Annotated in this window: 27 protein-coding genes and 1 tRNA gene; 16 read left to right on the top strand and 12 right to left on the bottom strand. The window is 67.6% G+C overall.

The window, feature by feature from the left end:
- The first annotated feature begins 1 nt into the window (after window position 1).
- The 5 genes from GON01_RS14705 (at window position 2) to GON01_RS14685 (ending at window position 5,377) form a co-directional block, all read left to right on the top strand.
- Window positions 2-787: a 3-hydroxybutyrate dehydrogenase gene (locus GON01_RS14705; protein ID WP_157028099.1), complete on the top strand. Its 786-nt coding sequence runs from the start codon at window positions 2-4 to the stop codon at window positions 785-787.
- Window positions 788-843: 56 nt separating this feature from the next.
- Window positions 844-1,470, top strand: coding sequence for a DUF4893 domain-containing protein (locus tag GON01_RS14700; protein ID WP_157028098.1), 627 nt, complete (start codon window positions 844-846; stop codon window positions 1,468-1,470).
- Between the two features lie 121 nt (window positions 1,471-1,591).
- Window positions 1,592-2,908, top strand: coding sequence for an amidohydrolase (locus tag GON01_RS14695; protein ID WP_309503330.1), 1,317 nt, complete (start codon window positions 1,592-1,594; stop codon window positions 2,906-2,908).
- The gene (locus tag GON01_RS14690; protein WP_309503328.1) at window positions 2,905-3,810 is read left to right on the top strand and encodes a crotonase/enoyl-CoA hydratase family protein; all 906 of its coding nucleotides are present in this window, start codon (window positions 2,905-2,907) and stop codon (window positions 3,808-3,810) included. The genes GON01_RS14695 and GON01_RS14690 overlap by 4 nt, the downstream gene beginning before the upstream one ends.
- A 100-nt stretch (window positions 3,811-3,910) precedes the next feature.
- The gene (locus tag GON01_RS14685; protein ID WP_157028097.1) at window positions 3,911-5,377 is read left to right on the top strand and encodes an amino acid permease; all 1,467 of its coding nucleotides are present in this window, start codon (window positions 3,911-3,913) and stop codon (window positions 5,375-5,377) included.
- Window positions 5,378-5,383: 6 nt separating this feature from the next.
- Here the strand turns inward: GON01_RS14685 and GON01_RS14680 are convergent.
- Together GON01_RS14680 and GON01_RS14675 are read right to left on the bottom strand one after the other, a co-directional pair.
- Window positions 5,384-5,458: transfer RNA gene (locus GON01_RS14680), tRNA-Gln, on the bottom strand.
- Between the two features lie 56 nt (window positions 5,459-5,514).
- Window positions 5,515-6,600 (bottom strand): branched-chain amino acid aminotransferase, encoded by a 1,086-nt coding sequence (locus GON01_RS14675; protein ID WP_157028096.1) that lies wholly within the window; start codon window positions 6,598-6,600, stop codon window positions 5,515-5,517.
- A 41-nt stretch (window positions 6,601-6,641) separates the two neighbouring features.
- Between GON01_RS14675 and GON01_RS14670 the strand changes: the two genes are divergently transcribed.
- Window positions 6,642-7,094 carry a MarR family transcriptional regulator gene (locus GON01_RS14670; RefSeq protein ID WP_157028095.1) on the top strand — a complete coding sequence of 151 codons (453 nt, stop codon included), beginning with the start codon at window positions 6,642-6,644 and terminating at the stop codon, window positions 7,092-7,094.
- Here GON01_RS14670 and GON01_RS14665 read toward each other — a convergent pair.
- Window positions 7,091-7,903, bottom strand: a complete 813-nt coding sequence (locus tag GON01_RS14665) for a pyrroline-5-carboxylate reductase family protein (RefSeq protein WP_157028094.1) — start codon at window positions 7,901-7,903, stop codon at window positions 7,091-7,093. The two genes, GON01_RS14670 and GON01_RS14665, sit on opposite strands and share 4 nt — an antisense overlap.
- A 91-nt stretch (window positions 7,904-7,994) precedes the next feature.
- On the opposite strand from GON01_RS14665, the gene GON01_RS14660 reads away from it, so the two are divergent.
- Complete coding sequence (locus GON01_RS14660; RefSeq protein ID WP_181599998.1) at window positions 7,995-9,158, top strand: GGDEF domain-containing protein; 1,164 nt, start codon at window positions 7,995-7,997, stop codon at window positions 9,156-9,158.
- 25 nt (window positions 9,159-9,183) lie between these two features.
- Here the strand turns inward: GON01_RS14660 and GON01_RS14655 are convergent, their stop codons facing one another.
- The 4 genes from GON01_RS14655 to GON01_RS14640 form a co-directional block, all read right to left on the bottom strand.
- Window positions 9,184-9,696 (bottom strand): type III secretion system chaperone family protein, encoded by a 513-nt coding sequence (locus tag GON01_RS14655; protein WP_157028092.1) that lies wholly within the window; start codon window positions 9,694-9,696, stop codon window positions 9,184-9,186.
- Window positions 9,697-9,814: 118 nt separating this feature from the next.
- On the bottom strand, window positions 9,815-10,087 hold the full coding sequence (locus GON01_RS14650; protein ID WP_157028091.1) for an accessory factor UbiK family protein: 273 nt from the start codon (window positions 10,085-10,087) through the stop codon (window positions 9,815-9,817).
- A 12-nt stretch (window positions 10,088-10,099) separates the two neighbouring features.
- Complete coding sequence (locus tag GON01_RS14645; RefSeq protein WP_181599997.1) at window positions 10,100-10,654, bottom strand: TspO/MBR family protein; 555 nt, start codon at window positions 10,652-10,654, stop codon at window positions 10,100-10,102.
- A 68-nt stretch (window positions 10,655-10,722) separates the two neighbouring features.
- Window positions 10,723-11,127, bottom strand: a complete 405-nt coding sequence (locus tag GON01_RS14640) for a DUF2147 domain-containing protein (RefSeq protein ID WP_157028090.1) — start codon at window positions 11,125-11,127, stop codon at window positions 10,723-10,725.
- A gap of 53 nt (window positions 11,128-11,180) precedes the next feature.
- On the opposite strand from GON01_RS14640, the gene GON01_RS14635 reads away from it, so the two are divergent.
- Window positions 11,181-12,365, top strand: coding sequence for a parallel beta-helix domain-containing protein (locus tag GON01_RS14635; RefSeq protein ID WP_157028089.1), 1,185 nt, complete (start codon window positions 11,181-11,183; stop codon window positions 12,363-12,365).
- The gene (locus GON01_RS14630; protein ID WP_309503324.1) at window positions 12,362-13,315 is read left to right on the top strand and encodes an SO2930 family diheme c-type cytochrome; all 954 of its coding nucleotides are present in this window, start codon (window positions 12,362-12,364) and stop codon (window positions 13,313-13,315) included. Before GON01_RS14635 ends, GON01_RS14630 begins: the two co-directional genes overlap by 4 nt.
- Here the strand turns inward: GON01_RS14630 and GON01_RS14625 are convergent.
- Window positions 13,312-13,824 (bottom strand): CHAP domain-containing protein, encoded by a 513-nt coding sequence (locus tag GON01_RS14625; protein WP_157028088.1) that lies wholly within the window; start codon window positions 13,822-13,824, stop codon window positions 13,312-13,314. The genes GON01_RS14630 and GON01_RS14625 overlap by 4 nt on opposite strands.
- A 186-nt stretch (window positions 13,825-14,010) precedes the next feature.
- Between GON01_RS14625 and GON01_RS14620 the strand changes: the two genes are divergently transcribed.
- Complete coding sequence (locus GON01_RS14620) at window positions 14,011-14,934, top strand: bifunctional riboflavin kinase/FAD synthetase (RefSeq protein WP_157028087.1); 924 nt, start codon at window positions 14,011-14,013, stop codon at window positions 14,932-14,934.
- On the opposite strand, the gene GON01_RS14615 is transcribed toward GON01_RS14620, so the two are convergent.
- Both GON01_RS14615 and GON01_RS14610 read right to left on the bottom strand, forming a co-directional pair.
- Window positions 14,931-15,569 carry a glutathione S-transferase family protein gene (locus GON01_RS14615; protein ID WP_157028086.1) on the bottom strand — a complete coding sequence of 213 codons (639 nt, stop codon included), beginning with the start codon at window positions 15,567-15,569 and terminating at the stop codon, window positions 14,931-14,933. The genes GON01_RS14620 and GON01_RS14615 overlap by 4 nt on opposite strands.
- A gap of 105 nt (window positions 15,570-15,674) precedes the next feature.
- Window positions 15,675-16,652 (bottom strand): NAD(P)H-quinone oxidoreductase, encoded by a 978-nt coding sequence (locus GON01_RS14610; RefSeq protein ID WP_157028085.1) that lies wholly within the window; start codon window positions 16,650-16,652, stop codon window positions 15,675-15,677.
- Window positions 16,653-16,738: 86 nt separating this feature from the next.
- On the opposite strand from GON01_RS14610, the gene GON01_RS14605 reads away from it, so the two are divergent.
- From GON01_RS14605 to GON01_RS14595, 3 genes are all read left to right on the top strand, one after another.
- Window positions 16,739-16,936 carry a DUF1192 domain-containing protein gene (locus GON01_RS14605; protein WP_157028084.1) on the top strand — a complete coding sequence of 66 codons (198 nt, stop codon included), beginning with the start codon at window positions 16,739-16,741 and terminating at the stop codon, window positions 16,934-16,936.
- 136 nt (window positions 16,937-17,072) lie between these two features.
- Window positions 17,073-19,394, top strand: coding sequence for an ATP-dependent Clp protease ATP-binding subunit ClpA (gene clpA, locus GON01_RS14600; RefSeq protein WP_157028083.1), 2,322 nt, complete (start codon window positions 17,073-17,075; stop codon window positions 19,392-19,394).
- Between the two features lie 16 nt (window positions 19,395-19,410).
- Window positions 19,411-19,665, top strand: coding sequence for an AbrB/MazE/SpoVT family DNA-binding domain-containing protein (locus GON01_RS14595; protein ID WP_198159864.1), 255 nt, complete (start codon window positions 19,411-19,413; stop codon window positions 19,663-19,665).
- Between the two features lie 62 nt (window positions 19,666-19,727).
- On the opposite strand, the gene GON01_RS14590 is transcribed toward GON01_RS14595, so the two are convergent.
- Both GON01_RS14590 and aceA read right to left on the bottom strand, forming a co-directional pair.
- On the bottom strand, window positions 19,728-21,005 hold the full coding sequence (locus tag GON01_RS14590; RefSeq protein ID WP_157028081.1) for an MFS transporter: 1,278 nt from the start codon (window positions 21,003-21,005) through the stop codon (window positions 19,728-19,730).
- A gap of 170 nt (window positions 21,006-21,175) precedes the next feature.
- The gene (aceA, locus tag GON01_RS14585) at window positions 21,176-22,456 is read right to left on the bottom strand and encodes an isocitrate lyase (protein ID WP_157028080.1); all 1,281 of its coding nucleotides are present in this window, start codon (window positions 22,454-22,456) and stop codon (window positions 21,176-21,178) included.
- 195 nt (window positions 22,457-22,651) lie between these two features.
- Between aceA and GON01_RS14580 the strand changes: the two genes are divergently transcribed.
- From GON01_RS14580 to GON01_RS14570, 3 genes are all read left to right on the top strand, one after another.
- Entirely contained in the window at window positions 22,652-24,031 is a 1,380-nt protein-coding gene (locus GON01_RS14580; RefSeq protein WP_157028079.1) for a helix-turn-helix domain-containing protein, read from the top strand.
- Window positions 24,032-24,405: 374 nt separating this feature from the next.
- Entirely contained in the window at window positions 24,406-25,008 is a 603-nt protein-coding gene (locus tag GON01_RS14575) for a cytochrome b (RefSeq protein ID WP_157028078.1), read from the top strand.
- Between the two features lie 124 nt (window positions 25,009-25,132).
- A complete protein-coding gene (locus GON01_RS14570) occupies window positions 25,133-26,074 on the top strand; it encodes a YncE family protein (RefSeq protein ID WP_232328864.1) in 942 nt (313 codons plus the stop codon).
- The last annotated feature ends 26 nt before the right edge of the window (window positions 26,075-26,100 follow it).

Raw genomic sequence — 26,100 nt, 5'->3', positions numbered from 1 at the left:
TATGTTCCTCAAAGGCAAGACCGCGATCGTCACCGGTTCCACGTCCGGCATCGGCCTCGCCTATGCGAAGGCGCTGGCGGCCGAAGGCGCGGCGGTGATGATCAACGGCTTCGGCGACGCGCAGGCCATCGAGACCGAGCGCGCGAACCTGGCGGCGATCAGCGGCACCGAGGCGCGCTATTCGGCCGCCGACATGTCGAAGCCGGAGGAGATCGCGGCGATGGTCCACGACTGCGCCGAGTCGCTCGGCGGGCCGGACATCGTGATCAGCAATGCAGGCATCCAATATGTCTCGCCGGTCGACGAATTCCCGGTCGAGAAATGGGACGCGATCATCGCGATAAACCTGTCGTCGACCTTTCATCTGATGCGCGCGGCGATCCCGCACATGAAGACGAGGAAATGGGGGCGGATCATCTCGACGGCGTCCGCCCATTCGCTGGTCGCGAGCCCGAACAAGTCGGCCTATGTCGCGGCCAAGCACGGGATCGCGGGGCTGACCAAGACCGTCGCTCTGGAGACGGCGCCGCACGGCATCACCGTCAATTGCATCAGCCCCGGCTATGTCTGGACCCCGCTCGTCGAAAACCAGATCCCCGACACGATGCGCACCCGCGGGCTGACTCGCGAGCAGGTCGTGAACGACGTGCTGCTGGCGGCCCAGCCGACCAAGCAGTTCGTCCAGCCGGAACAGGTCGCCGCGCTGGCGCTGTTCCTGTGCCGCGACGAAGCGGCGCAGATCACCGGCGCCAATCTGTCGATGGACGGCGGCTGGACCGCGGCCTGATTTGAGCTGGCGCTCTCGCCCGTGTGCGGTAAGCTCGCGGGAAACGAGAGGGTCGCATGAACAAGGCTTGGCTGATCGCGGCGCTCACGCTGAGCGCCTGCGCGCATGATGAGCGAGTTGCCGCCGCCGCGCAGCCCGCACTGGACTGGCGGCGCGTCGCGACGCCGGCCGACCGCGAGCGCCTGAGCCGCTGGCGCATCGCCTTCGTCGAAGGACTGGCTCAGGCGCGAGCGAGCGGCCACGTGGCCGAAATCGCGCGCGAAGGCAAGCTGCTGGAGCCCGATGCCGGCATCGCCGACCCCCGGCCGCCAGCCGGCGACTATCGATGCCGCGTCATCAAGCTCGGCGCGAAGGGTGCGGGGGAGCTCGCCTATGTGACGTACCCCGCGTTCGACTGCCGCATCGCAGACGAAGGGGGCATTTCCAGCTTCCGCAAGCTGACCGGATCGCAGCGGCCGATCGGCATGATCCTGGACGGGGCGCAGAAGACGGTCTTCGTCGGCACGCTGGTGCTGGGGGACGAGAAGCGAGCGATCGATTATGGCCGCGACGCCGACCGCGACATGATCGGCGCCGTGGAAAGCCTGGGCGACGGGCGCTGGCGGCTGATCCTGCCCTATCCGCGCTACGAAAGCCTGATGGACGTGATCGAACTGGTGCCTGTCGGCAAGACGGGCTCTTAATCTCCGTTCGGCCCGGGCCTGTCGAAGGCCTCCCCTTGTTCTTTTGTTCAATGCCGGAAAGAAAGGGACAGCTTCGACTAGCTCAGCCCGAACCGGGTGAGTGGTCATTCTGGAGAATCTCGTGCGCGCCTTGATCCTGCTCCCCCTGCTCTTCGCCTCCCCTGCCCTGGCCCAGCCCGACAGCCTTCGCGCCGATATCGCCCGGGACATGCCCGGCCTGATCACCATCTACCGCGACCTGCACGCCAACCCGGAGCTGTCGGGGCAGGAGAAGCGGACCTCCGCCATCCTCGCGGCGGAAGCGAAGAAGGCCGGGTTCGAGGTGACCACCGGCGTCGGCGGCTATGGCGTCGTCGCGGTGATGAAGAACGGTCCCGGCCCGGTGGTGATGCTGCGCGCCGACATGGACGCGCTGCCGGTCGCCGAGCAGACCGGGCTCCCCTTTGCCAGCAAGGTCAAGGCGATCGGCATTGACGGACAGGAAACGCCGGTGATGCACGCCTGCGGCCACGACACGCACATGACTGCCTGGATCGAGACCGTGCGGCGCATGGCTGCGATGAAGGATCGCTGGTCGGGCACGTTGATCATGATCGGCCAGCCTGCCGAGGAGATAAATGCCGGCGCCTCGGCCATGCTGAAGGACGGGCTCTTCACCCGCTTTCCGAAGCCGCAATATGTCGTCGCCTTCCACGATTCCGCGTCCGGACCCGCGGGCACGATCGGCTACACGCCGGGCTATGCGATGGCCGCGGTCGATTCGGTTGATATCCTGGTGAAGGGCGTCGGCGGCCACGGCGCCGCCCCGGCCACGACCAAGGACCCGATCGTGCTTGCCGCGCGCATCGTCACCTCGCTGCAGACGCTCGCTGCCCGAGAGATCGACCCGCAGGACGCGGTGGTCGTCACGGTTGGCTCGATCCATGGCGGCAGCAAGCACAACATCATCCCGTTTGAAGTGAAAATGCAGCTGACCGTGCGCAGCTATTCGAAGGAAACGCGGGCGCACCTGCTGGACGGCATCAGGCGGATCGCGCGCGGCGAGGCGATCGCGGCGGGGATGCCCGAGGAACTGATGCCGGTCGTCTCCACCTTCGGCACGTCCGGCATTTCCACCTATAATGACGAGCCGCTGACCAACCGGCTGGGCGCGGCGTTCAAGGCGCGCTTCGGCGCGGAGCGGGTGAGCCAAGCGAAGCCGGTGATGGTCAGCGAGGACTTCCCCGAATATCGCGAGGTCGATCCCCAGCACATCCAGTCGACGATCTTCTGGGTCGGCGGCGTGCCGCAGGCGAAATGGCAGGAGGCGGGCGGCGACCCGGCGAAGCTGCCGTCGCTGCACAGCCCCTTCTGGGCGCCGGACGCGGAGGCAGTGATCGCCACCGGCGCCGAGGCGATGGTCACGGCCGCGATGGACCTGCTGAGCAAGAAGCCGTGAGCAGGTTCGAGACCATCCTGACCGAAGCTCAGGACGGCATTCTCACCATCACGCTCAACCGGCCCGATCGGCTGAACGCGTTCACGCCGCAGATGATGAAGGAGCTGATCGCCGCGTTCGACGAGGCCGATGCCGACGATGCGGTGCGCGCGGTGATCATGACCGGCGCGGGCCGCGCCTATTGCGCCGGCGCGGATCTGGGCGCGGGCGGCGCCACCTTCGACTATGCGAAGCGGCCCGACCGGCTGGAGCAAGGCTCCCCGGTTCGGGAGGACGGATCAGTCGACTATTCGCACCCCGGCGTCCGCGACGGCGGTGGCCGGCTGGCGCTCCGCATCTTCAACTCGAACAAGCCGGTGATCGGCGCGATCAACGGGCCGGCGGTCGGCATCGGCGTGACGATGACGCTGCCCTTCGACTTCCGCCTGGCGAGCGAGGCCGCGCGGTTCGGCTTTGTTTTCGCCAGGCGCGGCATCGTGCCCGAAGCGGCGTCGAGCTGGTTCCTGCCGCGGCTCGTCGGCATCTCGCAGGCGCTCGACTGGTGCTATTCGGCGCGCGTGTTCGACGCGGCCGAGGCACTGAAAGGCGGCCTGGTCCGCTCGCTGCACGCGCCCGAGGACCTGATCCCCGCCGCCCGCGCGCTCGCGCACGCGCTGACCGACCATAGCGCGCCGGTCTCGGTCGCGCTCACCCGGCAGATGATGTGGCGGATGTTGGGCGCGGAGCATCCGATGCTCGCGCACCGGCTGGACAGTCGCGGCATCTGGTCGCGCGGCCAGAGCGGCGATGCGCGCGAGGGCGTGCAGAGCTTTCTGGACAAGCGCGAGGCCACATTCCCGGACCGCGTGTCGGCGGACTTCCCGGATTTCGGGGACCTGCTCCACGATCCGGATTATCGTTGAACCGTCGTCCCGGGCTTGACCCGGGGCGCACCTTCCTTCTTCTCCCGTGCGGTCTAAAGAAGGTGGGTTCCGGCTTTCGCCGGGATGACGTGGAGGGGCGATGAGCAAGCTATTGCGCCGCAAGGCGATCGTGACCGGGGATGCGCAGCCGGCGGAGCACCGGCTCGCGCGCACGCTGTCCTGGCCGCACCTGGTCGCGCTGGGCGTCGGCGCGATCGTCGGCACCGGCATCCTGACGCTGATCGGCGTCGGCGCGGACCGCGCCGGGCCGGCAGTGCTGGTCAGCTTCGCCGTCGCCGGCGCGATCTGCGCCTGCGCTGCGCTGTGCTACGCCGAGATGGCGACGATGATCCCGGCGTCCGGCAGCGCCTATACCTACAGCTATTCGGTGCTGGGTGAAGTGTTCGCCTGGGTGGTCGGGTGGAGCCTGATCCTCGAATATTCGCTGGTCGTAGCCACGGTGGCGGTGGGCTGGTCCGGCTATGCGGTCGCGTTCCTGCACGGGCTCGGCATCCATCTGCCCGACGCGCTGACGCACGGGCCGGCGGCGGCGGGCAGCCTGATGGACGGGACCTTCCATCTGACCGCGAGCGGCGTGAACCTGCCCGCCATCTTCATTATCGCGGTAGTTGCCGGCCTGCTGATGCTCGGCACCAAGGAAAGCGCGACCGTGAATACGGCTCTGGTGGTGCTGAAGATCGTGACGCTGGCGCTGTTCGTCGCCGTCGCGCTGCCGCATTTCGACCCTGCCAACCTGAAGCCGTTCGCACCGCTCGGCTATGGCAGCGCGGCGGGGGCGGACGGCGTCAAATACGGCATGATGGGCGCCGCCGCGATCATCTTCTTCGCTTTTTACGGCTTCGACGCGATCTCGACCGCGGCCGAGGAAGCGAAAAACCCGGAGCGCGACCTTGCGATCGGCATCGTCGGATCGATGATCGCCTGCACCGCGATCTACATGATCGTGGCGGCGGCCGCCGTCGGCGCGCTCCATTATACCGCGTTCGCGAACAGCCCCGAGCCGCTGGCGCTGATCCTGCGCGGGATCGGCCAGCCGGGCGTCTCCACCATCGTCGCGGCCGCAGCGGCGATCGCGTTGCCGACGGTGCTGCTCGCCTTCCTTTACGGGCAGACGCGCATCTTCATGGTTATGGCGCGCGACGGCTTCCTGCCGACTGGCCTAGCCCGGGTTTCAAAGCGGGGCACGCCGGCGACGATCACGGCGGTAACGGCGGTGTTCGTCGCCTTCATCGCCGCAGTGACGCCCTTGGACCTGATCGCGTCGCTGGCGAACGCCGGCACGCTCTGCGCCTTCGTCGCCGTTGCCGTCTGCGTGCTGGTGATGCGGCGGCGCGACCCGGACCGGCGGCGTCCGTTCCGCACGCCGGCGGTGTGGATCATCGCGCCCGCCGCGATCCTCGGCTGCCTGTACCTGTTCACCAGCCTCCAGACGGTGACGCAGGAGAGCTTCTTCGTCTGGAACGGCATCGGGCTGCTGATCTATCTGACCTACGGCCTCGCCCGCAGCCGCGCCCAGGAACCGCACCTGGGCACGAGGTCGGCGTGAGCAGTCTGGCTGGGGCGGCAGGATTCGAACCTGCGAATGCCGGTACCAAAAACCGGTGCCTTACCACTTGGCGACGCCCCAGCAGGCGGGCGCCTCTATAGCGGCGGCTCGGGCGGGCGGAAGCCCTAAAAGCCCCGTCAGGCGACGCGCATCATCCAGCCGTGGGGGTCGGGCGCGCGGCCGAACTGGATGTCGGTCAGCTGACGGCGCAGGCTCTCGGTCAGCTGGCCGGGGCCGCCGCTGCCGATCGTCACGTCGAACCCCTCGCCTTTCACGCGACCGATCGGCGTCACGACCGCAGCAGTGCCGCAGGCGAACGCCTCGACCAGCCTGCCGCCCTTCGCGTCCTCCTGCCACTGGTCAATGCCGTAGGGCGCTTCCTCGACGCTCAACCCCTGGTCCCGGGCGAGCCGGATCAGCGAGTCGCGGGTGATGCCGGCGAGAATCGTGCCGCCCAGCGGCGGCGTGCGCAGCGTGCCGTCGGCAAAGACGAAGAAGATGTTCATGCCGCCCAGCTCCTCGACCCAGCGGCGCTCGACCGCGTCCAGGAACACGACCTGCTCGCAGCCTTGGCGGCCGGCCTCGGCCAGCGCGATCAGGCTGGCGGCGTAATTGCCGCCGCACTTGGCAGCCCCGGTGCCGCCCGGCGCCGCCCGGGTGTAGCTTTGCGAGGCCCAGAGCGAGATCGCCTTGACGCCGCCTTTCCAATAAGAGCCGACGGACGAAGCGATCACCGCGTAGATATATTCGGACGAGGGCTTCACCCCCAGGAACACTTCGCTCGCGAAAACGAACGGGCGCAGGTAGAGCGCGCCGTCGGAGATGCTCGGCACCCAATCCTTGTCGGTGCTGACCAGCGCCCGGACGGAATCGATGAAGACCTCCTCCGGCAGCTCGGGCATCGCCATCCGCTTCGCCGACTCGCGCAGGCGCCTTGCATTGGCGTCCGGGCGGAACAGCGCGACGGCCCCGTCCGGCTGGCGATACGCTTTCAATCCCTCGAAAATCTCCTGGGCATAATGGAGCACCGACGAGGCGGGATCGGTCGCGATCGGCTCGCGCGGCTGGATGCGCGCCGAATGCCAGCCCTGGCCTTCCGTGTAGCGCACCACCGCCATGTGGTCGGTAAAGACACGGCCGAAGCCGGGATCCGCGAGAAGCGCGTCGCGCTCGCCGGTTGCCAGCGGCGCGGCATTGGGATGGAACTCGAACGTCAGGCTCATGGCTCCCCTCGCAAACTTGCAGACCGCCTAGGGCGAATGGCATGGCAAGTGCAATGGCAAGCTTCCCGACTGCCCTGTTCCTGCGCGAAGCCGAAGTGCGGCGCGGGCTCGAGCTGATGTTCGACGCCCAGGCGGAGATCGCCCGCGCGATTCTGCCGATCCTGGCGGCGGCACGTCTCGGCCGTGCACACCAGCGGGCGCTCTACTTCATCGGCCGCCAGCCGGACCTGACGGTTGGCGCGCTGCTTCGGCGGCTCGGCGTCACCAAGCAGGCGCTGAACCGCGTGCTGAGCGAGTTGACCGCGCGCGGGCTGGTCGAGGTCCGCACCGGACGCGACGATCGCCGCCAGCGTCTGCTGCGCCTGACCGACGACGGCAAGGCGCTGGAGGCGGAGCTGTTCGAGGCGATGCGGGCGCGCATGGCCTCTGCCTACGCCCAGGCGGGGCAGCACGCGGTGGGCGGCTTCTGGACGGTGCTGGAAGGCCTGGCCTAGCGCGTTTCCGCCGCCATCTCGCGGCCGCGGCGATCGGCGGCGGCCAGCGTTCGGGTCAGCAGGTCGCGCAGCGCGGCGCCGTCGTCCAGCACGTCCAGCCCCTTGCGTGTCATGCCGCCGGGGCTCGCCACGCGATCGGCCAGCACCGCGGGGCTCTCGTCGGAACCGGCTGCCAGGCCCGCCGCGCCGTCGACCATCGCGGTCGCGAGCCGGAGGGCCTGATCCGCGGGCAGGCCGAGCGCCGTCCCCGCCGCAGCGACAGCGTCGATGAAGCGGAACAGGAACGCCGGACCGCAGCCGGCCAGCGCCGCCATCTGGCCGAACTGCTCCTCGTTCGCGGCCCATTCCACCAGGCCGAGCGGACGCATCAGCGCCTCCAGCTCCTTCTTGCGGCTGCCGACCTCACCATAAAGGGCGACGACGCCGCGGCCGAGGGCGACCGGCGTGTTGGGCATGGCGCGTACGACCGCGCCCGCCTTGGAAAATCGCGCGCTGAGGGTCGCCAGCTCGACGCCGGCAAGGATCGAGACCAGCATCGTCTCCCCGCCGATCGCCGCCGCCACCGAATCAGCGACCTCGCCCAGCTTTTGCGGCTTGACGCCGAGCAGAAGGACGCGCGGCGGCGCCTCGCCACGGGGCACTTGGCGCACCGTGCGCACGCCCTTGGCGGGCGACACGCCGCTCGGGCGGATGACCGTTACCCGCTCCGGCGGCAGCCCCGCGTCGAGCCAGCGTTTCAGCATCGCGCCCGCCATGTTGCCGCAGCCGACCAGCCAGATCGGCCCCAAATCCGAGAATTCCGCGTCCATGCGCTCCCGCCTATCGCGCCCGCGGCTCCTGCGCCGCAATTTTTTCATGGCCGCGGGTCAAGAAATCGGCCGCCCTGCCGTTTACCATCGCATGAGCGACGCTTCCTCCTCCGCACGCCTGGTTCCCGTCGACGGCATTCCGGGGCAGGACCGGCGGGCGAGTCCGCGCGACGATGCGCGGCAGCGCGGCAATCGCCTGACCCAGGCCGTCAAGAGCTGGTTCGGCGGTCGCGAAGAGGAAAGCAGCACGCCGGAAGCCGGCCGGCCGGAGCCGTCGATCTTCCAGCGGGTCGGCGCCTTCCTGCAGCAGAACCTGTTGGAGCCGACGCCTGCCCACTACGAGCTCGTCTATGGCTATATCCTCGAAACGGACCGGCGCCTCGTCGATGCCGTCGACCGGGCGATCATGCGCGAAGGGCTGCTGACCGCCGAGGCGGCCGAGCTGATCCTCGCGGAGGTGCGCACCGACATGTCGGCCGAGTTCCTCGCCAACCTGGTCGACAAGGCGCAGGCGGGGCTCAGCCAGATTGCCGGTCTCGCCAAACAGTCGGGCGCCGACGCCCAGGCCTATGGCCAGGCGCTCGAAAGCAAGGTCGCGGACCTGCAGGGCGGCGGCAGCGAGGAAGCGGTCAAGGCCCTGGTCCAGCTCACCAGCTCTATGATCGCGCGCACCAAGGCGGCCGAGCAGCAGCTCCGCGACGCCGGCAAGCAGATGACGCAGCTGCGCGGCAGCCTGGCCGAGGCGCGGCGGATCGCGGAGAGCGACGCGCTAACCGGCCTCGCCAACCGCCGTGCGTTCGAGAACAAGCTGCGCCGCGCGGTGCTGCAGGCACGCGAGACCGCCAAGCCGCTCGCCCTCGCCTTTTGCGACATCGACCATTTCAAGGTCATCAACGACACCCACGGCCACGACGTGGGCGACCGTATCCTGAAGTTCGTCGCCCAGCGGCTGGCTTCCGCTTCGGGCAATAATTGCTTCGTCGCCCGCCACGGCGGCGAGGAATTCGTGATGCTTTTCGAAGGCTCAAGCGCCGAGGCGGCCGGGCGAATAGTCAACGAAGTTCGCGCTGACCTGGAGGACCGCCGGCTCGTCGCCAAACAATCGGGCGAGCCGATCGGCCAGGTCAGCTTCTCGGCCGGCGTCGCCTCGCTCGGCCCCAAGGACAATGGCCGCCAGATGCTCCGCGCCGCGGACCAGGCCCTGTACCGCGCCAAGCGCGAAGGCCGGAACAGGGTGGTTGTTCTGGGAGAGTAACCCGCTTCCTAAGCGGGAGTGGACATCAAGCCTCGCCTTGCGTCTCGATCAGGGCGGCGGCGATCGCCTCGCGCGGGGTCTTGCCGCCCCACAGCACGAACTGGAACACCGGGTAATAGCGCTCGCATTCGTCGATCGCGGACTCGATCAGCGTCTCCGTCTGCGACAGCGACATGATCGGCTCGTCGCCTTCCAGGAGCGCCGCATGGCGGAACAGCACGATGCCGCTCGACGACCATAGCTCGAAATGGCCGATCCACAGCTGCTCGTTGACCAGCCCGATCGCCTCGTAGATGGCGGCGCGCTTGTCCTCGGCCACCTTGATATCGGGCAGCGCCAGGAACTGCAGCACGCGGTCCTCGTCCCGCCAGACGCCACGCAGCTCATACTCGGTCCAGCTGCCCTTGACGTTGGCGACGATCTCGTCGTCGGCCCCCCGTTCATAGGCCCAGCCGTGCGCGGAGAAGTAATTCTCCAGCATTTCGATCGGCGCGGCCGATTCACCTTCGGCTTCTTCGAAGTCTTCAAGCGTCATCATGGCCGTTCCCCGGTCGCGACCGTTTGTTGCGCTGCATGATCGCAGCGCGGAGTCTGCGCGACAAGCGGCCCGCTGTGGGCGAGTTCATAAAGCTGTGGATTGAAATGGGACAGGTTGTTCAAATCTTCGGCGGCTTCTTGGCCCCGCCGGTCCCCGCCGCCTCAAGCTTCTCCAGGCGCGCGCGCAGCGCATCCGCCTCGTCGCGCGCGGCGGCCGCCATCGCCTTCACCGCCTCGAACTCGTCGCGGCTGACGAAATCCATGCCGCCGATCCATTCGCGCATCCGCTCCTTCATCGACGCCTCGGCCTCGCGGCCCATTCCCGCAAAGGTGCCGGCAACGCCGTTCAGCATCTTCGCGAAATCGTCGAAAAAACGGTTCTCGGTCTGCATGGTCGCTCCTGATCAGTCGTCTATTTGGGTGCTGGATGCGCCGGGGACAAGCCGTTCCGCATCCGGGTTCATCCGTGCGACGTCATGATTGAGAGCGGCCGCGAAGCAGAGCCAGGCGACATAGGGTACCATCAGCCACCCCGCGACCGGCCTGACCTGAGCGAACACGACGGTGGCCGCCAGGGCAGCGACGATGATCCCGACGATCAGCCAGAAGGCTGCCGTGACCTGGTGCAGCGCGAAGAAGATCGGCGACCATGTCAGGTTCAGCCCCAATTGGAGCACGAACAGGGTGATTGCGAGCGCGCGCAGCCGGTTCCCGCGCGCATTGAGCACGATCGCGAACGCCAGACCCTGGAGAATGTAGAGCAAAGTCCAGGCGATGCCGAACACCGCGCCCGGCGGCATCGCCGCCGGCTTGTGCAGCACCGCGAACCAGCTGTTGTCGTATCCCGAACCCGCCAGCCGGCCCGACGCTATGCCGAGCAGCAGCACCAGCGGGATCGCGATGACCGCCCGCCGAAACAGCGAAAAACCGATTTGCGAACGCGACGCGATTTCCCCCACTCGTGCCTCCGTCTGGTTGCGGCGCTCGTTAGCGGGCGAAGCGCCAGAGTCAAAGGCCTAGGACTACCCTATTGGGCCCGCGTCCAGATGGCGGAGCGGCAGAGAAAGCCCATCACGCAGCCCTTTACCTTCAGCGTATCGGGGCCGAGCCGCTGGAGCGTGGTCGCATAGCTCTTGCCCGCCTTCGGATCGTAGCCGGTGCCGCGCCACACCTCGCCGTCGGGCGCGAAGCCGGTCAGCACCGCCAATCCGACCAGCGGGCGATCGCGCAAGGCCGGATCGGGATTGTTGCGGTCGGTCGGGGAGCCTTTCGGCGCGACAAGCATCTTCGCGAGACGGCCGCACAGCTTGTCCCCGCAGGGCGCGATCTCGACAATGCCGTCCCTGGCATCTGTCAGCCAGGCGCCGGTTACCGGCTGGGCCGCGAACACAGGCATCGCGACCAGCGCAAGGGCGAGAACGGGCGCTTTCATTGTGTTTGGCTGCGCCGTTGCTGACACGGCTGTCAAGCGCTAGCCTCCCACCCATGAAAGCGCTCGCCCTCGCCCTTCTCGCCACGGCGGCCCCGCTCGCCGCCAAGACCGTCACCGTCGCGCCGGGTCCCGACGCGCAGGAGCGCCTGCAGGCGGCGCTGATCGAGGTGCAGCCGGGCGATACCGTCCAGATCGCCGCCGGGCGGTACGAGCTGACCGACGGTCTCTCGCTCGACGTGGACAAGGTGACGGTCAAGGGCGCCGGCCCCGACGCGACGGTGCTGAGCTTCAAGAACCAGCAGGGGGCCGGCGAAGGGCTGCTCGTCACCTCGGACGACGTGGTGCTGCGCGATTTCGGCGTCGAGGACACGAGAGGCGACGGTATCAAGTCCAAGGGCGCCGACCGCATCGTCTACCACAATGTCCGGGTCGAATGGACCGGCGGGCCGAACGAGAAGAACGGGGCCTACGGCGTCTATCCGGTCAGCTCGACCGACGTGCTGGTCGACCGGGTGACGGTGCGCGGCGCGTCGGATGCCGGCATCTATGTCGGGCAATCGAAGAACATCATCGTCCGCAACTCGACCGCCGAGTTCAACGTGGCGGGCATCGAGATCGAGAACAGCCACAACGCCGATGTGTACGGCAACACGGCGCGCAAGAATGCGGGCGGGATCCTGGTGTTCGACCTGCCCAACCTGCCGCAGATGGGCGGCCATGCCATTCGCGTGTTCGAAAACCAGGTGGTCGAGAACGACACGCCCAATTTCGCGCCCAAAGGCAATATCGTCGCGAGCGTTCCCACGGGAACCGGCGTGATGGTGATGGCGAATGCCGACGTCTTCGTGTTCGGCAACATGTTCGCCGATAACGGCAACACCAACGTGATGCTGATCGGCTACAAGCGACCCTTCACCGACAAGAGCTACAACCCGCTGCTCCGCGGCGTGGTGGTACGCGACAACAAGCATGGCCGCGCCGGCTTCGCGCCGAGCTTTCCGGGCGGCAGCGAGATCGCCGCCGCAATGGGCGGCTCGCTACCGCCGATCTTCTGGGACGGGACCGGCACCGGCGTGATCGTCAAGGACGCGGTGCCGGCGCTGAGCCTGAACCTGCCAAGCCCTGAAGCCTCGGTCGACCAGGCGAAACCGGCGCCGGCGAACTTCCCCGATGGCCCGGTTCCGCCGGAGCCCAAGCCGGTGGTGCTGCCCGCCTCGATGGAGGCGGCGATCAAGTGAGGCTGCTCGCCTGCCTTGCAGGCTGGATGCTGGTTGCGAGCGCCGCTCCGCCGGGCGTCAACGATGCGCTGATCAGCGGCGACACGCTGCCGCCGAAGCTGTCCGACTTCGGCTTCTTCACGAACGGCAGGCCCAGCGCGCGCGTGCACCCCTATACGCTGAACACGCCGCTCTTTTCCGATTATGCCGAGAAGGAGCGCTTCATCTACGTGCCCGCCGGCAAACGGATCATGTATCGCGGCGGCGGGCCGCTCGACTTCCCGGTCGGTTCGGCGCTGATCAAGACGTTCGGCTATCCCGGTCGCACGCTGGAGACCCGCGTGCTGATGCGGCGCGCGAGCGGCTGGGTCGCGCTGCCATATGTCTGGGACGGCAAGGATGCCGAGCTGCGCCGCGGCGGCACGCGGATTCCGGTCGAGGTGCACGGCCAGCAGATCAGCTACGCCGTGCCGAACCAGAACCAGTGCAAGGAATGCCATCAGCTAAGCGGCGCGATCGAGCCGATCGGGCCCAAGGCGCGAAACCTGAGTCAGTCACTGCTGGGCGATCTGGTGAAGGCCGGCATGCTCGACCGTGCGCCCGCCATAGCCAGGCTGCCGCACTGGGACGACCCGAAGGCACCCGTAGCGGCGCGGGCGCGCGCCTATCTCGACGTCAATTGCGGTCATTGTCACAACCGCGCCGGCTCCGCGAGCAACAGCGGGCTTTATTTGACCTGGGAGGAAGCCGACCCGGTCGCGCGCGGCATCGGCAAGACGCCGGTCGCGGCCGGGCGCGGCAGCGGCGGGCTGGACGTCGCGATCGCGCCGGGCCGGCCCGACCTGTCGATCCTGCTTTACCGGATGAAAAGCACCGAGCCGGGCGTCGCGATGCCGGAGCTCGGACGCGCGATGGTGCACACCGAAGGCGTCGCCCTGGTCAGCGACTATATCGCCGGACTGAAGCCTTAGTTCACCGCCACCTGGCGCGATCCGCCCGTGGAGGCGTCGGCGAACTGCAGCGGGGCAGCCTTGGGATAGATGAAGCCGAACGTCGGATAGGTGGTGCCGCCGAGATCCCCGGCGCCTGCGTACCAGACCTTCACTTCGCTCCAGTCGCCCTCGGGCGAGACATCGACCACGCGGACGTCCTTTTCGATGCGGCCGGGCCGCGACCAATTGGCGTGGGTGACGGTGATTTCGCGGTCGGAGACGATGCCGCTGACCATCGCGACATGGCCGATCGTCATCTTGCCGTGCGGCTTCAGCACCATCACGCTGCCGACTTCCGGCGCGTGGCCGCGATCATAGCGGCCCGCCGCCTGGCCCCACCAGGTGCCCGCATTGCCGTAGATGTCGATGCCGGAGATCATCCGCGCATAGGGCGCGCACTGCCAGAATTGAGCGCTGGCCGGCGTGATCCCAAACATCGAGGCAAACAACAAAAAGGCGCCGAACACGGCGCTGCGACCGAATTTCATTGTGAAGAGTGTCCCCGCTCTCGCTGACTCGCCTGTAGGGAACGGTCGGTTTTCGAGTCATCCGCCGTGCGGCGACTCGAAGCCAACTTCCGATGAATGGCGGGAACTTTTCGGCTCGTCGGCCGTGCGCTTCGACTCGTCGGCGCTGCTTCCAACCTGGCGGCCGAATCACTATAGCCCGGCGCCATGGAGCGGCTGGACGGCGGCTCGGCGGTTCCGGCCCGCTTCAGCGGCGGAATTGTCGCGCTCGGCAATTTCGACGGGTTTCACCTTGGCCATCAAGCGGTTGTCGGGCGCGCGATCGCGCGCGCGCGCGCCGAAGGACGCCCGGCGCTGGTCGCGACGTTCGATCCGCACCCGGTGCGCTTCTTCAAGCCCGACGCGCCACCGTTCCGGCTGACCACGCTCGACCAGCGTGAGCGCCTGTTCGCGGCGGCGGGCGCGGATGCGATGGTCGTCTTCCACTTCGACGGAGCGCTGGCGGGGCTGTCCGCCGAGGCGTTCGTGGCGGAGCGGCTCGTCGCCCTGCTCGGGGCGGCAGGCGTGGTGACGGGCGAGGACTTCACCTTCGGCAGGGGCCGCTCGGGCAATGCCGCGGTGCTCGCCGAGCTCGCCGTCCGGCACGGCATCGTCGCCGAGGCGGTCGCGCCGGTCGCGCTGGACGGCGAGCCGGTGTCGTCAAGCCGTATCCGCGAGGCGCTGCAGGCCGGCGACTGCGCCACTGCCGCGCGGCTGCTGACGCGGCCCTTCGCGATCGAAGGCGCCGTGCAGCACGGCGACAAGCTCGGCCGGACGATCGGCTTTCCGACCGCCAATATCGACCTCGATCGCTATCTGCGGCCCCGCTACGGAGTCTATGCAGTGCGCGGCCGCATGCCGGACGGACGCGTGCTGGGCGGCGCCGCGAATCTGGGCATCCGCCCGAGCTTCGACCCGCCCAAGGAATTGCTGGAGCCGTATTTCTTCGGCGATCCAGGCGACCTCTACGGCCGGGTCATCGAGGTCGAGCTCCACCGCTGGCTGCGGCCGGAGATGAAGTTCGACGGTCTCGACGCGCTGAAGGCGCAGATCCAGCACGACTGCGATGAAGCGAGGACGGTCCTCGGCTAGGCGGCGAGCGCCGGCTCCGGCTCCATCACGACATGGCCGGGCAGCGCCGCCACGTCGCCCAGCCAGCGGACAAGGTTCGGATACGGCCGCAGCTCGAACCCGCCTGCCTCGGCGACATGGGTGTAGGCATAGAGGCAGATATCGGCGAGGCTGAACGCGTCGCCGGCAAGCCAGACATGGCGGGCGAGATGCTCGTCCATCAGCCGAAGCGCGGCTTCGCCGGCCGCCTGCTTGGCCGGAAGCTGCGCGCGCTGCACGTCGCTCAGCCGCTCCTCGCCCAGGAACAGGCGCCAGAATCGGAGCGTCGCGATGTTGGGCTCGTGGTTATACTGCTCCCAGAACATCCAGCGCAGCATGTCGGCCCGGGCGAAGCGGTCGTGGGGGATCAGGTGCGTGCCGTCGGCGAGCCAGAAACAGGCGGCATTGCTTTCCGGCAGGAACCGGTCGCCGACCTGGAGAACCGGAATGCGGCCATTCGCGTTGACGCGTTCGAGGAAAGCGGGGGTGCGCGTTTCGCCCTTCATGATGTCGTAATTGTGCCGGGTGAGCGGCACGTCCAGATGCGCGGCGGTCAGCCTGATCTTGTAGCAATTGCCCGAGCGTGCGTCCTCGTGAAGGATCAATTGTCCGTCCATGCCGTCCTCCGTTCGGAGAAGCGCTGTCACGCGGCGCGCGGCCGCGCCAATCAGTTTCGACGAACCGCCGATAAGCCCGGCTTATCCGCCGCCGCGGCTCGATCCTCAGACCGTCAGCACGATCTTCCCGACATGGTCGCCCGACTCCATTCGCGCATGCGCCGACGCGGCGTCGGCGAGAGGAAAGGTCGAATCGATCACCGGCTTCAGCCGCCCTTCGCGGACGTGAGGCCAGACCATGCGGTCGAGTTCGTCGGCGACAAGCTGCTTGAACTCCTTGGAGCGGGGGCGAAGCGTGGAGCCGGTGAGCGTCAGGCGGCGGCGCATGATGTCGAAGATGGGGATTTCGGCGGTCGCCCCGCGCTGCACCGCGATCGACACGTGGCGGCCTTCCTCCGCCAGGCACTGGAGGTTGCGGGGGAAATAGTCGCCCCCGACCATGTCGATCACCGCCTGCACGCCGGCGCCCCCGGTCGCGGCCTTCACCTCGGCGACGAAGTCCTGCGTCTTGTAGTTGATCGCGACTGCCGCCCCCAGTCCCCTCGCGCGGGCGCATTTCTCGTCGGACCCGCAGGTGACGATCATGCGCAGGCCAAACAGCTTCGCCAGCCCGATTGCCATCGTGCCGATGCCGCTGGTGCCGCCGTGGAGCAGTACCGAGTCCCCGTCGCCGACGAAGGCGCGCTCGAACAGATTGACCCAGACGGTGAACAGAGTCTCGGGCATCGCCGCGGCTTCGATCATCGACAGCGCCTCCGGCACGATCAGGCAGGAGCCGGCGGGCGCGACCGCATATTCGGCATAGCCGCCGCCCGCGACCAGTGCGCAGACCGGCTGGCCGATCAGCGCTTCCTCCGCGAGCCCGTTCGCGGCGATCACCTGTCCGGCGACTTCCAATCCCGGAATAGAGGGCGCGCCCGGCGGCGGCGGATAGCCGCCCTTGCGCTGCAACACGTCCGGGCGATTGACGCCGGCCGCCGCGACCTTGATCAGCACTTCGCCGTCCGCCGGACGCGGCACCGGCCGCGCGACCGGCTTCAAGACCTCGGGTCCACCCGGCGTTTCGGGGTCGATCGCGGTCATGGTTGCGGGCAGATCGATCACTGTCATCCCCAGAAAGCGTCAGCGCCCTAATTGACTTGAGGGCGCAGCGGGTCAACGTTCGGGTCATGGATCTGGACGACATCCTGCCGAAGAACCCGGGGGATCCGCTGGTGCTGCTGCTGAAGCAGGACCTCGATCCCATGTCGGTCGAGGAACTGCAGGCCCGGATCGCCGCGCTGGAAGGCGAGATTGTGCGCGCGAAGGGCAAGATCGAACGCGCGGTTAACCACCGCGCAAGCGCTGACGCTCTATTCAAGCGATGACTCGGCGCCGTGCCTGCCATCACAGCGGCCGAGCCGATGGAGGCGGTAATATGCCGGGGTTGATGAACTGGAGGCCGTCTCCGACATTAGGACAGAAGCGGTGCCCGGCACCCGCCGGGCCCCAGGAGTAACCTGAATGCCCTCTTTTGCCCCCGCGCTCGAGACCACGCTGCACAAGGCGCTGACGCAGGCGTCCAGCCGCCGCCACGAATATGCGACGCTCGAGCATCTTCTCCTCGCGCTGACCGACGATGCCGACGCTTCTAAGGTGATGGTCGCCTGCGGCGTCGACCTGGGCGAGCTGAAGGACGCGGTCACCCACTATCTCGACACCGAGCTGGAAGCGCTGCGCGTCGAGGGCGAGACCGACCCGTCGCCGACCAGCGGCTTCCAGCGCGTCGTCCAGCGCGCGATCCTGCACGTGCAGTCGTCCGGCCGCGACGAAGTGACCGGTGCCAACGTGCTCGTGGCGCTGTTCTCCGAGCGCGAAAGCTACGCCGTCTATTTTCTCCAGCAGCAGGACATGAGCCGTCTCGATGCGGTCAGCTATATCAGCCACGGGGTCGGCAAGGGCGGCACTGCGCCGGAAACCCGCGAAGTGAAGGGCGCCGAGGAGGAGAAATCGTCTCAGAAGGCCGATGGCAAGCAGAAGAGCGAAAGCGCGCTGAAGCAGTTCTGCGTCGATCTTAATGCCAAGGCCAAGGAGGGCAAGGTCGATCCGCTGATCGGCCGCGGCCCCGAAGTGGACCGCACGATCCAGATCCTGTGCCGGCGATCGAAGAACAACCCCCTCTATGTGGGCGATCCGGGCGTCGGCAAGACCGCGATCGCGGAAGGCCTGGCGCGCAAGATCGTCGAAGGCGATGTGCCGGACGTGCTGAAGCCGGCTGTGATCTATGCGCTCGACATGGGCGCGCTGCTCGCCGGCACGCGCTATCGCGGCGATTTCGAAGAGCGGCTGAAGGCGGTCGTCTCCGAGCTCGAGAAGCTGCCGCACGCGATCCTGTTCATCGACGAGATCCACACGGTGATCGGCGCCGGCGCGACCTCCGGCGGCGCGATGGATGCGTCGAACCTGCTGAAGCCGGCGCTGTCGGGCGGCGTGATCCGCTGCATCGGGTCGACGACCTACAAGGAGTTCCGCAATCACTTCGAGAAGGACCGCGCGCTGCTGCGCCGCTTCCAGAAGATCGACGTGAACGAGCCGACGGTCGAGGACACGATCAAGATCCTCGCCGGCCTGCGCTCCGCCTTTGAAGGACATCACAGCGTCAAGTACACGCCCGACGCGATCAAGTCGGCGGTGGAACTGTCGGCGCGCTACATCAACGATCGCAAGCTGCCCGACAAGGCGATCGACGTGATCGACGAGGTCGGCGCGATGCAGATGCTGGTGCCGCCGTCGAAGCGCAAGAAAGTGATCACGCCCAAGGAGATCGAGGCGGTGATCGCGACGATGGCGCGCATCCCGCCGAAGAGCGTCTCGTCCGACGACAAGAAATCGCTGGAAAGCCTGGAGACCGACCTGAAGCGGGTCGTGTTCGGGCAGGACATCGCGATCGAGAAGCTCGCCTCGGCGATCAAGCTCAGCCGCGCCGGCCTGCGCGATCCCGACAAGCCGATCGGCAACTATCTGTTCACCGGCCCGACCGGTGTCGGCAAGACCGAGGTCGCGCGCCAGCTCGCCTCGATCATGGGCATCCCGCTGCAGCGGTTCGACATGTCGGAGTATATGGAGCGCCACTCGGTCAGCCGGCTGATCGGCGCGCCGCCGGGCTATGTCGGCTATGACCAGGGCGGTCTTTTGACCGACGCAGTCGACCAGCAGCCGCACTCGGTGCTGCTGCTCGACGAGATCGAGAAGGCGCATCCGGACCTGTTCAACATCCTGTTGCAGGTGATGGACAACGGCAAGCTGACCGATCACCACGGCAAGACGGTCGATTTCAGGAACGTAATCCTGATCATGACGACCAATGCCGGCGCGTCCGACATGGCGCGCGAGGCGCTCGGCTTCGGGGTCTCCAGCCGCGAGGGCGAGGACGAGGAAGCGGTCAAGCGGATGTTCACGCCGGAGTTCCGCAACCGGCTCGATGCGATCGTGCCGTTCGGCTATCTGCCGCCGGAAGTGGTCGCCCGCGTGGTCGACAAGTTCATCCTGCAGTTGGAGCTGCAGCTGGCCGACCGCGACGTCCACATCCAGCTCGACGACGACGCCAAGAAGTGGCTGACCGCCAAGGGCTATGACAAGCTGTACGGCGCCCGCCCGATGGGCCGGCTGATTCAGGAGAAGGTCAAGCAGCCGCTGGCGGAGGAGCTGCTGTTCGGCAAGCTCGTCCATGGCGGCGAAGTGAAGGTCCATCTGAAGGACGACGCCCTCGCCTTCGAGATCGTCGGCGCCCCGCCGAAACGCCCGAAGAAGAAGGGCGGCCAGACCAAGGCGGACGTGAAGGCGTAGTTTTCCTCCGTAACGGATGAAATTGGGGCGGCGTCTGTTTGAACGGGCGCCGCCCTTCCTGTTATCCCGGGCGCCGATGGCAGTAATGTCGAAATTTGTGCAAGTCGGCGCCGAGGTTGGACTGATCCTGCCACCCGAAGCTCTTGACTGGCTGGGCGCAAAGCTCGGCGATGAACTGGCGGCTTCGATTACCCCGACGGGTCTCAAGCTCTCCATGCGGAACGCAGCCGGCGGCACCAAATCCATCTTGGCGAGTCCGGTCAGAGGCTGATCCGGAACCGGCTGGCGTCCGTCGATTTCCGCGCCTGTGGGAAGAGTTTAGCCGCACCTCGCCTAATCCTCGACGATCCTGCTTTGGTCGCGGGTTTCGGGCATGCGGAGATAGACGATCAGAGACAGGCCGATCAGCGCTGCGACATAGGCGTAGAAGCCGCGTTCGAGACCGTGGTCCTTGAGCCAGAGCGCGACCGCCTCGGCGGTGCCGCCGAAGATCGTGTTCGCGAGCGCATAGGGGAAGGCGACGCCCAGCGCGCGGATATGGGCGGGGAAGAGCTCTGCCTTCACCACCGCGTTGATCGAAGTGTAGCCGGTCACGATCAGCAGCGCGGCGCAGACGATCGCGAAGGCCGTCCAGGGATCGCGCACCGTCTCCAGCGTCGTGAAGATCGGCCAGGTGAAAACGAGGCCGAGTACGCCGAAGCCGACCATCAGCGGCTTGCGGCCGATCCGGTCCGACAGCGCGCCGGCGAGCGGCTGGGCGCACATGAAAAGGAACAGCGCCGCGGTCATGATCGTGCTCGCGGTCTCGCGGGTGAAACCGGAGGTGTTGGCGAGGAATTTCTGGAGGTAGATCGAATAGGCATAGAAGGCGAGCGTGCCGCCGGCGGTCAGCCCCATCACCGTCAGCGCCTCGCGGGGATGATCGCGGAACAGGGCGAGCGCACCGGAGCGCGGCGCGTCCGCCGCCTGCGCGTTCTCGAATGATTCCGTCTCGGCCAGGCGGCGGCGGATCCAGAAGACGATCACCGCGAGCACGCCACCGATCGCGAACGGGATGCGCCAGCCCCAGGCGTCGATCTGCGCTTCGGTCAGCACTGCCTGGAGCAACAGCAGCAGCGCGAGCGCGGTGAGCTGGCCGGCGATCAGCGTCACGTACTGGAAGCTGGACCAGAAGCCGCGATGTCTCCGCCCGGCCATTTCGGACAGGTAGGTGGCGCTGGCGCCATATTCGCCGCCGAGGCTGAGGCCCTGGACCATGCGGGCGACGACCAGGACCAGCGGCGCAACCGGGCCGATCTGCGCATAGGTGGGCGTCAGCGCGATCGCGAGCGAGCCCGTGCACATCAGCGAGACCGAGAGCGTCAGGCCCGCCTTGCGCCCCTTGCGATCGGCATAGATGCCCATCAGCCAGCCGCCGATCGGGCGCATCAGGAAGCCGACCGCGAACACGGCCGCCGCGCTCAGCAGCTGGGCGGTGCGGTCTTCCGCCGGGAAGAAGGCGTGGGCGAAATAGAGGGTGAAGGCACTGTAGGCGTACCAGTCATACCATTCGACCAGGTTCCCCGCCGAGCCGCCAAGGATGGAACGGAGGCGGTGGGGGTGAGCGGGCATTCCTGCCTTCTAAGCAGGATCGGGCAGTGTAGGACAGTCCCTTCTAAGCCGGTCCCCACCGGCTTGCCTGAGCCTGTCGAAGGCCTTTCCTTCTGCCGTCAGGAAAGAAGAAGGGAGGGCTTCGACAAGCTCAGCCAAGCCGGAGTTCAGGGCGACGGTTCGAGCAATCCTCACGCCGCGTCCTTGTTGAACTGGGCGGCCTCGGTGCTTTCCGCCAAGGCCGTCGTGCTGGCCGCGCCGCCCGAGACCGCCTGAGCGACCAGGTCGAAATAGCCGGTGCCGACCTCGCGCTGATGGCGGGTGGCGGTGTAGCCGGCGGCTTCGGACGCGAACTCGGCCTGCTGGAGCTCCGAATAGGCAGCCATGCCGCGATCCCTGTAGCCGCGGGCGAGCTCGAACATGCCGTGGTTGAGCTGGTGGAAGCCCGCCAGCGTCACGAACTGGAATTTATAGCCCATCGCGCCGAGCTCGCGCTGGAACTTCGCGATCGTGTCCTTGTCGAGCTTCGCTTCCCAGTTGAAGCTGGGCGAGCAATTGTAAGCCATCATCTTGCCCGGGTGCGCTTTCTGCACAGCCTCGGCGAACCGTCTGGCATCCTCAAGGTTCGGGTGGCTTGTTTCCCACCACAAGAGATCGGCATGCTCGGCAAAGGCGATGCCGCGCTTGATGCAGTGATCGACGCCGGTGCCTTCCTTCAGGCGGAAAAAGCCCTCGGGCGTGCGCTCGCCCGTCAGGAACTCATGATCGCGCTCGTCCACATCGGACGTGATCAGCTTCGCCGACTCCGCGTCGGTGCGGGCGACGAGCACCGTCGGCACGCCGCAGACGTCGGCGGCAAGGCGTGCGGCATTGAGGTTGCGGATATGCGCCTGGGTGGGGATCAGCACCTTGCCGCCGAGATGGCCGCACTTCTTTTCCGAGGCGAGCTGGTCCTCGAAATGCACGCCGGCCGCGCCCGCCTCGATATAGGCCTTCATGATCTCGAAGCAGTTCAGCGGCCCGCCGAATCCGGCTTCCGCATCGGCAACGATCGGCGCGAACCAGTCGCGCGTCGCGCCGCCTTCCGAATGCTCGATCTGGTCGGCACGCTGGAGCGTACGGTTGATCCGCCGGCACAGCTCCGGCCCGGCATTGGCGGGGTAGAGCGACTGGTCCGGATACATGGCGCCCGCGGTGTTGGCGTCGGCCGCGACCTGCCAGCCGGAGAGATAGATCGCCTTCAGCCCGGCGCGCACCATCTGCATCGCCTGGTTGCCGCTGAGAGCGCCGAGCGCGTTGATATAGTCTTCCGACTTCAGCAGCTCCCACAGCTTCAGCGCGCCGCGGCGGGCAAGCGTGTGCTCGATCGGCACCGAGCCGCGCAGCCGCTCGACGTCGGCGGCGGTGTAGGCGCGGCGGATGCCGTCGAAGCGGCCTTCGGGCGCGGCGACGAGATGAGCGAAGTCGGTCATGTGCAATCCTTACAAATCAAGCTGACTACCTGCCCAATGTTCACGAATGGTCGCGCAGACGATAGGTGGAACCGCCCGACTTCTGCGTTATCCTGTCGACTCACGCCGTTTGTGGTCTGTCGTTTTGTAAAGTATTGACACGCCTGGAGCCTTGTTACGATAAGAACATAGCAGGAACGAAGGGTGTAGGACAGCATGGCGAAGCTGATCGCCGGACATCAGGTGCGAAAGGCGCGGCGGCAATCGGCGCTGAGCCAGGCGGCAATGGCCGAGCAGCTGGGCATTTCGCCAAGCTATCTGAACCTGATCGAGCGCAACCAGCGGCCGCTGACCGCAGCGCTGCTGGTGCGGCTGACAGAGCTGTTCGACTTCGACCCCCGCGCACTCGCCGCGGCGGCGCCGGGCGGCGGCGCGGACGCGATCCGGCGGCGGCTGGGCGACCCGATGTTCGCCGACCTGGAAGTCGACCGGACCGAGCTGGAGGAATGGCTGGCGGTCGCCCCGGGCGGCGCGGAAGCCTTTGCGCGCGCCTATGACCGGATCGGCGGAGGCGGCGGCGTGGCGGCGGGCGCCGAAGATCCGCTCGCGGCGGTGCGGCGCGAGGTGGAGCGCTGGCGCAACCATTTCCCCGATCTCGATGCCGCCGCCGAGACGCTGGCCGACGAGCTGCGGTTATCGGCCGGGGACCTGTATGCCGCGATCGCCGAGCGGCTGCGGGTCAAGCACAGCCTGACCATTCGCGTGCTGCCCGTCGAAGTGCTGCCCGACGCGCTGAGGCGGCTCGACCTGCATGCGCGCCAGCTCCAGCTGTCGGAGATGCTCGACCCCGCATCGCGCACGTTTCAGGCGGCGTTCCAGCTGGGCGCGATCGAGGCGCGTGCGGAGATCGACGCGCTGGTGAAGGGCGCCGGCTTGTCCGAGCGCGCGGCGGAACGGCTCTACCGCCGGCACCTCTCGTCCTATTTCGCGGCGGCGGTGATGATGCCCTATGCGCGTTTCCTGCGTGCGTGCGAGGCAACCGGCTATGACCTCGAGCTGCTGCAGCGCCGGTTCGGCGCCGGATACGAGCAGGTCGCGCACCGGCTGACGACCCTGCAACGCGTCGGCGCGCGCGGCCTGCCCTTCTTCATGATCCGGATCGACCGTGCCGGGCAGGCGAGCAAGCGCTACGCCGGCGCGAGCGGCGCGGTGCTGGTGGAGGCGGACGGGCGCTGCCCCTTGTGGCGGCTGCACAACGCCTTCGACCGGCCGGGGCGGATCGAACGCGACCTGGTCGAGCTACAGTCAGGCGAGCGCTGGTTCACCCTCGCCCGCACCGTCCATCCGCAGGGCGCGCGCGCCGGGCAGGTCTCGGCGGAGTTCGTGGTGGGCCTGGGCGTGTCGGCCGAGCTGGCCGGCAGCCTGGCGCTGGCGCGCGGGCTCGACCTGACCGGCGCCGCCACCCCGATCGGCCTTGGCTGCCGATCCTGCACCCGCCCCCAATGCCCGCAGCGCAGCGCCCCACCCGCCGGGCGCGCGCTGCTGTTCAACGAACGCGAGCGCGGGCTGAGCGCGTTCAGCTTTGTCGAGGATTGAGGGGCGGCTATCGACCCATTGCGGACCTGAGCTTCTCTCCCCGTGCGGGAGAGAATAGCTTTGGTTGGCAGCTTGCTGCCTAGCAAAGCTTAGAGAGGGGTGCGGCGCTTTGCGCCGCGCGAGCCTGCGGCTCGCCCCCTCTCCCCTCTCGCCCCGGATCAAGTCCGGGGCGAGTCGCCCTCTCCCGCAAGGGGAGAGGGGAAACAGCCGCTAACCACCCCTGTCGGGCGCTGTCCGCCCCGGCTGATGTAACCGGGAACCCGCGGGAACCTGCTCTGCCTCTCCGGCATCCAACCCGACCAGGCAGCTGCAACATTTGCGGAGCCGTTGCGTTGACGGAATGAAGCGACGGGCGTGGGCGAGGGAGGACGAGCATGGCGAGCGTACCTGAGGCGACCGATCAGCACCGCGCGTTGCTGCGCTACGACAACGGCGCGGTGGCGCTGCACTGGCTGACCGTGCTGCTGGTGCTGACCCAGCTGTATCTGGGCTTCACCTTCGACAATATGGAGCGCGGGCCGGCGCGCAGCGAGCTGTTCACCTGGCACAAGACGGTGGGCGCGACGATCCTCGTCCTGAGCCTGATCCGGCTCGGCTGGCGGCTGATGCACAAGCCGCCGCCCTTTCCCGAGAGCCTGCCGCGCTGGGAGCGGATCGCGGCGGTGTGGAACCATCGCGCCTTCTACCTGCTGCTGATCCTGCTGCCATTGACCGGGCTTGCCACGATTTCGGCCGGCCATTCGGGGGTGACGAAGCTGGCGGGCGGCATCCCGCTGCCGCTGATCCCCGGGCTGCCCGAAAGCGCCGGCGACGGGCTGGGCGATGCCCACATCGTCCTGGTGTTCGTGACGATCGCGCTGGTGGTGCTGCATGTCGGCGCGGCCCTGAAGCACCAATTCGTCGACCATGCGCGTGCGTCCGGGCGGATGCCGCCGTTCCAGACCCCGGACGGCGAGCCGGTCGCGGTGCTGGACTGATAGCTGCCCGGCTTAGAAGATCCGGACGGAGAATCTGATGGACGCGATCACTCACCCCCACTGCAGCCCTTAGGGCCGGGACATGCAGGGCCGACCGACTGTCCTTCTGCTTGTTTTGGCGGCGATGGCGTCATGCGGCGGCTCCCCCGGCAAGGAACCGGCGGCGCTCACGCTCGAGCGGACGATCACCCTCCCGAACGTCTCCGGCCGGATCGACCATCTCGCGATCGATCTGAAGCATGACCGGCTGTTCGTCGCGGAGCTGGGCAACGGTAGCGTCGACATGGTCGACCTTGCCCGCGGAATCGTCGCGCATCGCATCACGGGATTCAAGGAACCGCAAGGCGTAGCCTATCTGCCCGATCGCGACGAATTGGCGGTCGCGAGCGGCGGCGACGGGACCGTGCGCTTCTATCGCGGCGCGGACGCAGTTCCGGCCGGCATCGTGCAGCTCGGCGAGGATGCCGACAATCTGCGCGTCGATCCGCGGAACGGCCGGCTGGTGGCCGGCTATGGATCGGGCGCGCTGGCGGTCATCGATCCCGCCACGCGAACGGTCGTGGGGCGGCTGATGCTGCCCGGGCACCCTGAAGGATTCAGGCTGACGGACGACACGGCGTTGATCAACGTCCCCGATCACCGCACGGTCGTGAAGGGAAACATCGCGACCGGCGCCACCGAAGCCGGCTGGCGCGCGACGCATCGCCTTAATTTTCCGATGGCGTTCGATCCGGCATCGAACAGGGCGGCGACCGTCTATCGCTGGCCGGCGCGGCTGGTGATCTTCGATGCCGGGACCGGTGCTGTCGCAAGCGACGTCGCCACCTGCGGCGACGCGGACGACGTGTTCTTCGATATGCGCCGCGATCGAATCATGGTCAGCTGCGGGACCGGCAAGGTTGAGGTGTTTGCGCGCGGCACGGGCAGTCCGCGGTCGCTCGGCACGGTGGCCACGCGCGCGGGCGCGCGAACCGCGCTGTTCGTGCCTGAACGCGATCGGCTCTATGTTGCTGTACGGGCAGCGGCCGCAGCACCGGCCGAGATCCGAATCCTGCGCCCGAACTGATCAGTTGCCCGGCGCCGCGCCGGATG

This window comes from Sphingomonas horti (genome assembly GCF_009753715.1).
Lineage (GTDB): Bacteria > Pseudomonadota > Alphaproteobacteria > Sphingomonadales > Sphingomonadaceae > Sphingomonas_B > Sphingomonas_B horti.
The sequence above is the reverse complement of the archived record's forward strand: the minus strand, read 5'-3'. Positions and strand labels throughout refer to the sequence as shown.